Annotated in this window: 9 protein-coding genes; 7 read left to right on the top strand and 2 right to left on the bottom strand. The window is 57.7% G+C overall.

The genetic code is table 11. The features are described 5' to 3' along the window. The first annotated feature begins 112 nt into the window (after positions 1-112). The 4 genes from ACKI5T_RS03225 to sitD are packed head-to-tail and all read left to right on the top strand — an operon-like array spanning position 113 to position 3,542. Positions 113-1,024: a metal ABC transporter substrate-binding protein gene (locus tag ACKI5T_RS03225; protein WP_407435493.1), complete on the top strand. Its 912-nt coding sequence runs from the start codon at positions 113-115 to the stop codon at positions 1,022-1,024. Between the two features lie 3 nt (positions 1,025-1,027). Further along, on the top strand, positions 1,028-1,852 hold the full coding sequence (locus tag ACKI5T_RS03220; RefSeq protein WP_407435491.1) for a manganese/iron ABC transporter ATP-binding protein: 825 nt from the start codon (positions 1,028-1,030) through the stop codon (positions 1,850-1,852). After that, positions 1,849-2,706, top strand: a complete 858-nt coding sequence (gene sitC / locus ACKI5T_RS03215) for an iron/manganese ABC transporter permease subunit SitC (RefSeq protein WP_407435489.1) — start codon at positions 1,849-1,851, stop codon at positions 2,704-2,706. Before ACKI5T_RS03220 ends, sitC begins: the two co-directional genes overlap by 4 nt. After that, positions 2,703-3,542: an iron/manganese ABC transporter permease subunit SitD gene (sitD, locus tag ACKI5T_RS03210; protein ID WP_012016515.1), complete on the top strand. Its 840-nt coding sequence runs from the start codon at positions 2,703-2,705 to the stop codon at positions 3,540-3,542. The genes sitC and sitD overlap by 4 nt, the downstream gene beginning before the upstream one ends. Here sitD and entD read toward each other — a convergent pair. Together entD and ACKI5T_RS03200 are read right to left on the bottom strand one after the other, a co-directional pair. Then, positions 3,511-4,179 (bottom strand): enterobactin synthase subunit EntD, encoded by a 669-nt coding sequence (gene entD, locus ACKI5T_RS03205; protein WP_407435486.1) that lies wholly within the window; start codon positions 4,177-4,179, stop codon positions 3,511-3,513. The genes sitD and entD overlap by 32 nt on opposite strands. Before the next feature lie 53 nt (positions 4,180-4,232). Further along, entirely contained in the window at positions 4,233-6,485 is a 2,253-nt protein-coding gene (locus tag ACKI5T_RS03200) for a TonB-dependent siderophore receptor (protein WP_407435484.1), read from the bottom strand. 230 nt (positions 6,486-6,715) lie between these two features. On the opposite strand from ACKI5T_RS03200, the gene fes reads away from it, so the two are divergent. From fes to entF, 3 genes are read left to right on the top strand one after another with little or no spacing between them, the layout of a single operon-like run. Then, positions 6,716-7,942, top strand: coding sequence for an enterochelin esterase (fes, locus tag ACKI5T_RS03195; protein WP_407435482.1), 1,227 nt, complete (start codon positions 6,716-6,718; stop codon positions 7,940-7,942). Between the two features lie 36 nt (positions 7,943-7,978). Next, on the top strand, positions 7,979-8,191 hold the full coding sequence (locus tag ACKI5T_RS03190; protein WP_012016519.1) for an MbtH family NRPS accessory protein: 213 nt from the start codon (positions 7,979-7,981) through the stop codon (positions 8,189-8,191). Beyond that, complete coding sequence (entF, locus tag ACKI5T_RS03185) at positions 8,188-12,060, top strand: enterobactin non-ribosomal peptide synthetase EntF (protein WP_407435480.1); 3,873 nt, start codon at positions 8,188-8,190, stop codon at positions 12,058-12,060. Before ACKI5T_RS03190 ends, entF begins: the two co-directional genes overlap by 4 nt. Positions 12,061-12,071: the final 11 nt, after the last annotated feature.

Raw genomic sequence — 12,071 nt, 5'->3', positions numbered from 1 at the left:
TGAACTGACACAACTTTAATGATAATTATTTTCATTTAAATATAGCCTATGCTATATAAGATAGCACAGGCTAATTTTGCTTTGAATTTAACCACTTCAGGAGGCTCTCGCGATGCGACCATGGCAAGGATTTAAAAAGGTGCTGTTCGGCATACTGTTCACCGCGGTAAGCGCCTCGGGAGCATTTGCGGCGGAAAAATTCAGGGTAATCACCACGTTTACCGTCATTGCTGATATGGCGAAAAACGTCGCAGGCGATGCAGCAGAAGTCACCTCAATCACCAAACCTGGCGCAGAAATCCACGAATATCAGCCTACTCCCGGCGACATCAAACGCGCGCAAAAGGCACAGCTTATTCTGTCGAATGGCATGAATCTGGAGCTGTGGTTCCAGCGTTTCTTCCAGCATCTGAATGGCGTGCCGGAAGTGGAAGTCACGAAAGGGATCACGCCGATTGGGATAAACGAAGGGCCGTATAACGGCAAACCCAACCCGCATGCGTGGATGTCCCCGGACAACGCGTTGATTTACGTCGATAACATTCGCGATGCACTGATGAAGTACGATCCGACAAATGCCCAAATTTATCAGCGTAACGCTGAGGTTTATAAGCAAAAAATCACCCAGACGCTTGAACCGCTGCGCAAGCAGGTGGCTGACATCCCAGAAGACAAGCGCTGGATGGTCACCAGCGAAGGGGCGTTTTCCTACCTCGCGCGGGATTTAGGCCTGAAGGAACTTTATCTCTGGCCGATCAACGCCGATCAGCAGGGTACGCCGCAGCAGGTGCGCAAAGTGATCGACCTGGTGAAGAAAAATCACATTCCGGCGGTGTTCAGCGAAAGTACCGTTTCCGATAAACCGGCTCGTCAGGTGGCGCGTGAAACCGACACCCACTACGGCGGCGTGCTGTATGTGGATTCTCTGAGCGCCGAAAACGGCCCGGTGCCAACCTATCTCGATCTGCTCAATGTCACGACCCGCACGCTGGTGCAGGGCATTCACGACGGCATGAAGGAGTAAAATATGCAGGCTCAGGGGATTGTCGTATCCGATGTGACGGTGACCTATCGCAATGGCCACACCGCCTTACGGAACGCCACGTTCAGCGTACCGGGTGGTTCCATTGCGGCACTTGTTGGCGTGAATGGTTCCGGTAAATCAACGTTGTTTAAAGCGGTGATGGGATTTGTCCGGGTGGCGAGCGGCAATATCGCGATTCTGGGCATGCCCACCCAGCAGGCGCTGCGGCAGAATCTGGTCGCTTACGTCCCTCAGTCGGAAGAGGTGGACTGGTCGTTTCCGGTGCTGGTCGAAGATGTGGTGATGATGGGGCGCTATGGCCACATGGGATTCATGCGCATCCCCAAAGAGAAGGATCACCAGATTGTCAACGAGGCGCTGGCTCGCGTCGATATGCTCGAGTTACGCCATCGACAAATCGGCGAACTGTCTGGCGGGCAGAAAAAACGCATCTTCCTGGCACGCGCCATCGCGCAGCAGGGCGAAGTTATCCTGCTGGATGAGCCGTTTACCGGCGTGGATGTCAAAACTGAAGCCAGAATTATCAGCTTGTTACGAGAGTTGCGTGACGAAGGTAAAACGATGCTGGTCTCGACCCACAATTTGGGTTCAGTGACCGAATTTTGCGATTACACCGTGATGGTGAAAGGTACCGTCCTGGCAAGTGGCCCGACGGAAACCACCTTTACGGCCGATAACCTCGAGCGCGCCTTTAGCGGCGTGCTGCGCCACGTGGTGCTCAGCGGTTCGGAAGACCGCATTATTACGGATGATGAGCGTCCTTTTGTCTCGCATCGTCTGCCTGCGGATAAGCGGGACCCATCATGAACGCGCTCCTGGAACCTTTTGGCTATGAGTACATGCTCAATGCGATGTGGGTGTCGGCGATGGTGGGCGGTCTGTGCGCGTTTCTCTCTTGCTATCTGATGCTCAAGGGCTGGTCGCTGATTGGTGACGCGCTCTCGCACTCAATTGTGCCGGGTGTGGCAGGGGCGTACATGCTCGGGCTGCCGTTCTCGCTGGGGGCATTTTTGTCGGGCGGGCTGGCGGCTGCCAGCATGCTGTTTCTCAACCAGCGAAGCCGCCTGAAAGAAGACGCCATTATTGGGCTGATTTTCTCCTCCTTTTTCGGGCTGGGGCTCTTTATGGTGTCGCTCAATCCGACCTCCGTAAATATTCAAACCATCGTGCTGGGCAATATTCTGGCCATCGCGCCGGAAGATATCCTGCAGCTCACGATCATTGGCGTGGTCTCGATTCTGGTCCTGCTGTTCAAATGGAAGGATCTGATGGTGACGTTTTTCGATGAGAATCACGCTCGCGCCATCGGCTTGCGTCCTGAGCGCCTGAAAATCCTGTTCTTTACGCTGCTGGCAGTTTCCACCGTGGCGGCGCTGCAAACGGTCGGCGCTTTTCTGGTGATCTGTCTGGTGGTGACGCCCGGTGCCACCGCGTGGCTGCTCACCGATCGTTTTCCGCGTTTGCTGATGATTGCGGTGGCGATTGGCAGTCTCACCAGTTTCCTCGGCGCGTGGGCCAGCTATTATCTGGACGGCGCAACGGGCGGCATTATTGTGGTTGCGCAGACGCTGTTGTTCCTGCTGGCCTTTGTTTTTGCACCGAAGCACGGCCTGCTGGCAAACCGTCGTCGGGCACGTCAGGCGGGGGAGGTACAGGAATGATCGCGCTACTGCTCGAACCCTTCCAGTTCGCTTTTATGAACAATGCGATGCTGATTTCACTGATGGTCGCCGTGCCCTGCGCGCTGCTGTCGGTCTTTTTGGTCCTGAAGGGCTGGGCGCTGATGGGCGATGCCATGAGTCATGCGGTCTTTCCGGGTGTGGTGTTGGCCTGGATGCTCGGCCTGCCGCTGGCGTTAGGCGCGTTCGTGGCGGGATTATTCTGCGCCGTCGCCACGGGATACCTGAAAGATAACAGCCGTATCAAGCAAGATACCGTCATGGGCATCGTGTTTTCCGGCATGTTCGCCGCAGGGTTAATTCTCTATATCGCCGTTAAACCTGAAGTGCATCTCGACCATATTCTGTTTGGCGATATGCTGGGGATTAACGCGATGGATATCGCCCAGAGCGGGATCGTGGCGGCGCTGATTACGCTGGTCATTGGCCTTAAATGGCGCGATTTCCTGCTGTTCTGCTTTGACTATCAGCAGGCGCAGGTGAGCGGTTTACGCACCCGGTGGCTGCACTATGGCCTGCTGTGCATGGTCTCGCTCACCATCGTGGCGACGCTAAAAGCGGTGGGGATTATTCTGTCGATTTCGCTGCTGATAGCCCCTGGGGCGATAGCGGTGCTGGTAACGACGCGCTTCCACGTCGCGCTGCTGGTGGCGGTGGTGATATCCATGCTGGTGTGCGTCAGCGGCGTATACCTGTCGTTTTACCTCGACAGCGCGCCTGCTCCGACCATCGTCGTGCTGTTTGCGCTGGTGTTTATCATCACTTTTGCCGTGACCAGCGTGAACGCTAAGCGGCGGGAAAATATGACAGCAGGGTAATCACCCGATGGCCATCGCGCAGCCAGTGAAGTGTGAACTGCGTGCCTTCGTGAAAGTCCGCTAGTGGACGGGTCAGTGCCAGCGTCAGGCTCCCGGCTGCGAGCGCCATGACGCGTGCGCTGTCAAAACCCATCAGGGCATTAACGTTGGGAAACAGCGCTTTAAACAAGCTCTCTTTAGCGCTGAATGTCAGGGTGAGCGCCAGCGCAAACGGCAAGGATGTGTGACTTAAAAGCGTCTCTTCTTCGTGGTCGATAATTCCGTCTTTGATCTCTTGTGCCTCAAGCGCATCCAGGATCTGTTCGCAATCAATCCCCAACAGCTGCTGTGTGTGATTCGACACGACGGCCAGCGCGCAGGCGGCGGTATGAGTGATACTGCCGACGCTCCCCGTCTGCCACAGCGGTTCGCCATTAATACCGATGCCGGGAATAGCGGACACACCGAATTGCTGCAACGCATGGGCTGCGGCGATGCGTCCGGCGAGATGTTCGGCTTTACGTTTGTGGGCGGCGTGAGAAAGGTGTTGATGATGGGGCAGCCACAACAAATCGGCGTCAGTAAAGGTGTCGGGTTCAAACGCGATTTGGTGAACAGTTTGGCGGGCAAGGGAAAAAGTGGTGTGAAGCGTGCGCATGGATCCCCTCAAATGAAAAAAGCCCCCTTCGGTGGAAGAGGGCTTCCAGTCTATCAGAAGTGCGTATTAACGCTCATATACCAGGTTCGACCCGGCTCGTTATAGGTGTACGCGCCTGCGCCGTACATATACGCTCCGGTTTTGTCGTTGCCGGTGGTTTGCGCATTACCCGCGCGCCACTGGCGTTTGTCGAAGACGTTATCCACGCCACCGGTCAGGCTAACGTTTTTAGTCACATCCCAGCTCGCGCTCAGGCCCACGATGCTGTACGGGCTGACTTCGTCGCTCTCAGAACCGGTCACCGGTTGACCTTTGTAGTTGTATTTCTTCGGCTGCTGTTTGCCGTACCACGTAAAGGTAGATTGCACCGACACGTCCTGATGTACTTGCCAGCTCAGCGTTGAGTTCAGCGTGTACTCCGGGATGATCGACAGACGATCGCCGGTCTCTTTGTTCTTACTTTGCAGCATGTAAGTAATGTTGTTGGTCCAGTTTACCGTCTCGGAAACCGGTACATTCAACGTCCCCTCCAGGCCTTCTACGACCGCTTTCGGCACGTTTTCCCACTGATAAATATCGGTTTTGGTTTTGCCGAGAGAGGTCTGATCAATCGGGGCATAACCGGCTTCGATTTTATCGCGGTAATCGTTGCGGAACCACGTCACGCCCGCCATCCAGCCGTCACGTTTGAACTCCAGACCGATCTCTTTGTTGATGCTGGTCTCGGCTTTCAGATCGTCGTTGCCCATCATGTAGCACCCGACGCCGTCACCGCTGGCGTAGCAGCCCTGGCCTTTGCTATAGAGCAAATAGTTCGGGTTGGTCTGATACAGACTCGGCGCTTTGTACGCGCGTGCGATGCCCATTTTTAGGGTGAAGTCATCGCCTAAGCCCTGAGACAGGTTCAGGGACGGGCTCCAGTTATTGCCCACGATCGTGTGATGATCGAAGCGCAACGCCGGTGTCAGCATGGTGCTGTCGGTCAGCTCCATGTTGTTTTCGGCGAACAGAGAGAAGATTTCAGCCTGCGAATATGGGCTGCGATTGTCGCTCATGCCAGGGATCGTGCCGCCTTGCTGGGCCTGTCCGTTGGAGGACATATCCTTCATGCGCTGCTGATTCCACTCGGTTCCGAGGGTTAGGTTTTGATTCACCAGGAAATCGATCGGCAGGTTCACCTCACTGTGTAGCATCACGTCTGACAGATCGGTATCGGTGAATTTATTGCTGTTGAACAACCCTTCCAGACCGCCTGCCAGGCCTTCACCCAGACGTGAGTTGCGGGTGTGTTCGTACTGCGCCCAGTTGCTGGTGGTCACGCCATTATCCCAGCCGCCGTTCCAGGTGACGGCAAAGTTCTGGCGATAAATACGGTTGGTCTCTTTACCGTAGTTTTTCTTCACCAGACCGTTGCTGCTGTTATCGTTGTTGGTGTTCTGCGTGTCGCCTGCGTAGAGGTTATTCTGACGGCTGTAGCCCGCTTCAAACGCAAGCGACTGCATCGGAGCGAAGTCCCAGCGCACCACGCCGTTGACGTCTTTGTTCTCGACACCTTCACGACCGGCCGGGAGCGTGTCGGCATACATACCCGTACGTTCAGACTGATGACCCTGGTTGATATCCCATGCGTCGGCCTGGGTTTTATCCAGATTGCCGTACAGGCGGAAGCTAAAATCGCCACCCAGTGGGCCGCTCAGGTTGAAGTTGGTGCGTTTTGTTGAACCTTCCTCTTTGTGCTCAGGCGCGTTCAGATAAGTGTTCCAGGAACCATGCCACTGATCATCGAATTTCTTGGTGATGATATTCACCACGCCACCCGCTGCACCATTACCGTAACGCGCTGCCGCCGGGCCGCGAATCACTTCGATGCTTTCAACCATTTCAGGAGGAACCCAGCCGGTATCGCCGCGGGTATCGCGCTCGCCACGCCAGCCCAGACGGATGGAATTGCGGCTGGTGACGGGTTTGCCGTCAATCAGGATCAGGGTGTTTTCCGGTCCCATGCCGCGAATGTCGATCTGACGGTTGTTGCCGCGCTGGCCGCTGGTGGAGTTGCCGGTCAGGTTGACGCCTGGCATGGTACGGATAATTTCGGCCACGTCTCGCGCCGGAGGATTTTTACGAATTTCGTCAGCAGTGATTTTAGAAACGCCCGGTGCCTGTAAATTCTGCTCTGCGGCGGTTATCACCATGGTGTCTTCGTGCGATGCGCCGCTGGAGGTGGCATCGTCTGCCATCGCGGGCAATGCAACCCCGTAAATTCCCAGATTGACCAGCAAGGCCAGGGAGTGAATCTTCTTATTCATTGTACGTCCTGCTTTTCAGTGCCGCGTCCCCTTGGCTCCATTCCCGAATGGGAGAGGAGGCGGCAAGTTGTCACCCGCATATTGCGTAAGCAGCCCTGTCCTCGAGCGCACACAATGCATGGCATGGTTATTTTATGAGCGCGCTTCCCACAGCGCGGGCACTACGCTATTGCAAATGAAAATAGTTATCAATAATATTATCAACAAAATTTGTCCTGAAACAAAATACTGTGAAACATGAGGTTAAGCGGGTGACGGCGTTAACAACGGGAAGTGAAGCCTGGTGGCAGTCGAAAAATGGCCCGGAATGGGCGCGTGAAAAAGACCTTTATCGTGTCACCTTTTGGTGGCGCGATCCGGCTGGCACGGCGCGTTCGTCGGCGATAAAACGGGTGTGGATTTACATCACGGGCGTCACCGATCACCATCAAAACGCACAGCCGCAATCGCTCAAACGCATTCCCGATACCGACGTCTGGCAGTGGCAGGGCGATTTCAGCCCGGAATGGCGCGGCAGTTACTGTTTTATCCCCTCTGAAAACGAACACGATTTTGCTGAAGCGGTATTCAACGCCGCAACGCCCGATCGCATGGCGCTGCGCGAAGGCTGGCGCAAACTGCTGCCAAAGGCGATTTCCGATCCGCTTAATCCGCAAAGCTGGCGGGGGGGGCGCGGGCATCCGGTTTCGGCGCTCGAAATGCCGCACGCGCCGGTGCAGCCCGGCTGGAATCATCCTGATACACCGTATTCTCCACCTAAATGTATCGACTGGCACAGCCCGCGCCTGGGCAATTCCCGCCGCGTGTGGATGTTTACCACCGGCGATGAGAATCCGGCTGAACGTCCGCTGGCGGTGCTGCTCGACGGTCAGTTCTGGGCTGAAAGCATGCCGGTCTGGTCGCCGCTAACCGCCCTGACGCAAGAGGGCCACCTGCCGCCCGCGGTGTACGTGCTGATTGATGTTATCGACAGCGTACACCGCAGCCGTGAGTTGCCCTGCAACCCCGATTTCTGGCTGGCGGTACAGGAAGAGTTACTCCCGCAAATACAGGCGCTAACGCCTTTCAGCGCCCACGCGGATCGCACCGTGGTTGCCGGGCAAAGTTTTGGCGGCCTGTCGTCACTGTATGCCGCGCTCAACTGGCCGCAGCGGTTTGGCTGCGTGCTCAGCCAGTCGGGGTCGTACTGGTGGCCGCATCGCGGCGCGAATCAGGACGGGCTGCTTATCGAACAACTCAAAGCGGGTAAAAAATCCGCAAAAGATCTTCGCATTGTGCTTGAAGCGGGTCGCCGCGAGCCGCTGATTTTCCGCGCCAATCAGGCGCTTTACGCCCAACTACAGCACCCGCAGCAAACGGTTTTCTGGCGTCAGGTCGACGGCGGACATGATGCGCTTTGCTGGCGTGGCGGGCTGACGCAGGGGCTAATGACCCTCTGGCAGCCGCTCATTCATTAACGCCAGGCTGGCGATTTCTCTCGACAGGAGTTTGGTATGGAATTCAGTAATCCCTTCGACAATCCACAGGGGCAATTCGCTATTTTGCAAAATCACCATGGTGAGTACAGCCTGTGGCCGCAGGCGTGCGCATTACCCGCTGGCTGGCGTGTGATCTGCGAGCCGCAATCGCCGCAAGCCTGCGAACAATGGCTGACCGAAAACTGGCAGACGCTTGTGCCCTCTCATTTTGCGGAGGACAAGGCATGAGCGCGCGTCTTCCGCTTGTGGCGGCCCAGACGGGCATCTGGATGGCAGAGCAGCTTTCAACGCTGCCAAACGCCTGGAGCGTGGCCCACTACACCGAGCTAAACGGCGAAATCAACGCGCCGCTGCTGGCAAAAGCGATAGTGGAGGGCATGATGCAGGCCGATACGCTGCGTATGCGCTTTAGCGAAGACAACGGCGAAGTGTGGCAGTGGATTGATGAGTCGATGGTTTTCGCTGAACCACAGATTATCGATTTGCGCCAGCACACCGATCCGCACGCGGCGGCGATGGCGCTGATGGAGGCCGATCTCAACCAGAACCTGCGCGTCGACAGCGGTCAACCGCTGGCGTTTCATCAGCTTATTCAGGTGGGCGAAAACCACTGGTACTGGTATCAGCGTTATCACCACTTAGTGGTTGATGGCTTCAGTTTCCCGGCCATTACCCGCCAGATCGTGACTATTTATCGCGCGTGGTCTGCAAACCAACCGACGCCCGAATCACCGTTTACGCCGTTTGCCGACGTGGTGGATGAATACCAGCGCTATCGTGAAAGCGAGGCCTACAAGCGTGATGGCGCGTTCTGGGCCGAGCAGCGCAAACAGCTGCCACCGCCGGTGTCGCTCTCTGCCGCGCCGCTGCCGGGGCGTGCCGCGACGACGGAAATTTTACGTCTTAAGCTGACCGCCGACAGCCGCGCATTTAGCCAGCTTGTCCACGCATCAGGCCAGGTTCAGCGCACCGATCTGGCGCTGGCGCTGGTCGCGCTGTGGTTGGGGCGTCTGACCGGCCGACTTGATTACGCCGCCGGATTCATCTTTATGCGCCGTATGGGATCGGCGGCGCTCACCGCGACCGGTCCGGTACTTAACGTCCTGCCGATGGCGGTGAATATTGATCCAAACGAAACGCTGCCAGCGCTGGCGCAGCGTCTGGCGAATCAGCTGAAAAAGATGCGTCGCCACCAGCGCTACGACGCCGAGCAGATTGTTCGTGACAGTGGTCGTGCAGCGGGCGACGAAGCGCTATTTGGCCCGGTGTTGAACGTCAAAGTCTTTGATTACCAACTGGCGCTGGACGGCGTGCAGGCGACAACGCACATGCTGGCGACCGGTCCGGTCAACGATCTGGAATTGGCGCTGTTCCCGGACGAACAGGGCGGTTTGAGTATTGAAATTCTGGCGAACAAGCATCGCTACGACGAAGCGACGCTTACGCGACACGTTGCGCGTCTGGACAGGCTGCTGGCGCAATTTGCGGCCAACGCCGACCTGAAATGTGGCGATGCCGAAACCGTCTCGCCGCAGGAATATCAGCAGCTTGAGCGCGTCAACGATACGGGCGTTGCGCTGCCGCTCACCACGCTGAGTGCGCTGGTGGCGGAGCAGGCGCAAAAAACGCCGGATGCGCCCGCACTGGCGGACGCCCACATTGAACTCAGCTATCGCCAGATGCGCGAGCAGGTGGTGGCGCTGGCGACATTACTGCGCGAACGTGGGGTGAAGCCGGGCGACAGCGTGGCGGTTGCATTGCCGCGTTCGGTATTTCTGACTCTGGCGCTGCACGGCATCGTCGAAGCAGGTGCCGCCTGGCTGCCACTTGACACCGGCTATCCGGACGATCGTCTGCGCATGATGCTGGAAGACGCGCGGCCATCGCTTCTGATTACCACCGACGATCAGCTCCCGCGCTTTAGCGACCTGCCGATTTCGTCGTTTAGTTACAACACACTCTTACCTGCTGCTGACGGTGAACCGTTGGGACTGTGCGCCCCGCAGCAGACCGCGTACATCATCTTTACCTCCGGTTCGACCGGACGCCCGAAAGGGGTAATGGTGGGGCAAACCGCCATCGTCAATCGTCTGCTGTGGATGCAAAACCACTATCCGCTCACCGCGCAGGACGTGGTGGCGCAGAAAACGCCGTGCAGTTTTGACGTCTCGGTGTGGGAATTCTGGTGGCCGTTTATCGCCGGAGCAAAACTGGTCATGGCCGAGCCGGACGCGCACCGCGATCCGCTCGCGATGCAGCAATTCTTTGCGCATTACGGCGTCACCACCACCCACTTTGTACCGTCGATGCTGGCGGCGTTTGTCGCCTCACTCACGCCAGAAAATGCGGACTGCTGCGCGAGTCTGAAACAGGTGTTCTGTAGCGGCGAAGCGCTGCCGACCGAGCTGTGCCGCGAGTGGGAACAGCTGACACACGCGCCGCTGCATAACCTGTATGGCCCGACGGAAGCGGCGGTGGACGTGAGCTGGTATCCGGCCTTTGGCGACGAGCTGACGGCGGTGTCAGGCAACAGCGTGCCGATTGGTTTCCCGGTGTGGAATACCGGCCTGCGTATTCTGGATGGCCTGATGCGCCCTGTGCCGTTTGGCGTGGCGGGCGACCTGTATCTCACCGGCATTCAGCTGGCGCAGGGTTATCTGGGACGACCGGATCTGACCGCCAGTCGCTTTATCGCCGATCCGTTTTCTCCGGGCGAGCGTATGTATCGCACCGGTGACGTCGCCCGCTGGCTGGATAATGGCGCGGTGGAATATCTGGGCCGCAGCGACGATCAGCTGAAAATTCGCGGCCAGCGTATTGAGCTGGGCGAAATTGACCGTGCGATGTTATCGCTTCCTGACGTGGCGCAGGCGGTAGCGCATGCCTGCGTGTTTAATCAGGTGGCGGCCACTGGCGGCGATGCGCGACAGCTGGTGGGATACGTGGTGTCCGAATCCGGTTTGCCGCTGGATCGCGAGGCGCTGCTTGACGCATTAAAAGCGCAACTCCCGGCGCACATGGTTCCAGTGGTGCTGTTGCAAATCAGCGAACTGCCGCTGTCGGCCAACGGTAAGCTGGATCGCAAAGCGTTGCCGCTGCCGGATCTGACCCGCAAAACCTCCGGGCGCGCGCCGAAAACGGCAACGGAAATCGCCGTCGCGCAGGCATTTTCCGATCTTCTGGGCTGCGACGTGAATGACATCGAGGCGGATTTCTTTGCGCTCGGCGGTCACTCGCTGCTGGCGATGCGTCTGGCGGCACAGCTGAGCCGTGCGTTTTCCCGCAAAGTGACGCCGGGGCAGATTATGGTGGCGTCGACAGTCAATCAACTGAGCACGCTGCTGGCGTCGCAAATCAGCGATGAGCAGGCGCAGCGTCTGGGCTTTGAGACGATTTTGCCGCTGCGTCAAAGCGATGGCCCGACGCTGTTCTGCTTCCATCCGGCGTCCGGGTTTGCGTGGCAGTTCAGCGTGCTGGCGCGCTATCTCAACCCGCGCTGGTCGATTACCGGTATTCAGTCGCCACGTGCGGAAGGACCGATGGCGCAGTGTGCGACGCTGGATGAGGTGATCGCGCATCATCTCAACACGCTGCGCGCGCAGCAGCCGCACGGGCCGTATTATCTGTTCGGCTATTCACTCGGCGGGACGTTAGCGCAGGGGATTGCGGCGCGTCTGCGCGAGCAGGGCGAAGAGGTGGCCTTCCTGGGGCTGTTGGACACCTGGCCGCCGGAGACGCAAAACTGGGCTGAGAAAGAGGCCAACGGTCTTGATCCGGAAGTGCTGGCCGAAATCGAGCGCGAGCGCGAAGCGTTCGTTGTGGCGCAGCAAGGGCAGGCATCCACCGAGCTGTTTAACGCGATTGAGGGCAACTACGCGGATGCGGTGCGCTTGCTGACGACCGCACACAGTGCACGATTTGACGGTAAAGCGACGCTGTTTGTCGCCGAGCGTACGCGAACGATGGATCCGCAGCAGGCGTGGGAGCCGTGGGTGAATGAGCTGGTGTTTTATCATCAGGATTGTGCCCACGTTGATATCATCTCCCCGCAGGCGTTCGACCAGATTGGCCCGGTGCTGAAAGAGATTTTGGGGTAGATTTCCCCCTC

It is taken from the genome of Lelliottia sp. (genome assembly GCF_045627565.1).
Lineage (GTDB): Bacteria > Pseudomonadota > Gammaproteobacteria > Enterobacterales > Enterobacteriaceae > Enterobacter.
The sequence above is the reverse complement of the archived record's forward strand: the minus strand, read 5'-3'. Positions and strand labels throughout refer to the sequence as shown.

What these genes read in the sequence shown, in the direction of transcription:
- entD (WP_407435486.1), bottom strand. Translation starts at nt 4,179, where the DNA reads ATGCGCACGCTTCACACCACTTTTTCCCTTGCCCGCCAAACTGTTCAC.
- ACKI5T_RS03225 (WP_407435493.1), top strand. Translation starts at nt 113, where the DNA reads ATGCGACCATGGCAAGGATTTAAAAAGGTGCTGTTCGGCATACTGTTC.
- ACKI5T_RS03200 (WP_407435484.1), bottom strand. Translation starts at nt 6,485, where the DNA reads ATGAATAAGAAGATTCACTCCCTGGCCTTGCTGGTCAATCTGGGAATT.
- entF (WP_407435480.1), top strand. Translation starts at nt 8,188, where the DNA reads ATGAGCGCGCGTCTTCCGCTTGTGGCGGCCCAGACGGGCATCTGGATG.
- ACKI5T_RS03220 (WP_407435491.1), top strand. Translation starts at nt 1,028, where the DNA reads ATGCAGGCTCAGGGGATTGTCGTATCCGATGTGACGGTGACCTATCGC.
- ACKI5T_RS03190 (WP_012016519.1), top strand. Translation starts at nt 7,979, where the DNA reads ATGGAATTCAGTAATCCCTTCGACAATCCACAGGGGCAATTCGCTATT.
- sitD (WP_012016515.1), top strand. Translation starts at nt 2,703, where the DNA reads ATGATCGCGCTACTGCTCGAACCCTTCCAGTTCGCTTTTATGAACAAT.
- sitC (WP_407435489.1), top strand. Translation starts at nt 1,849, where the DNA reads ATGAACGCGCTCCTGGAACCTTTTGGCTATGAGTACATGCTCAATGCG.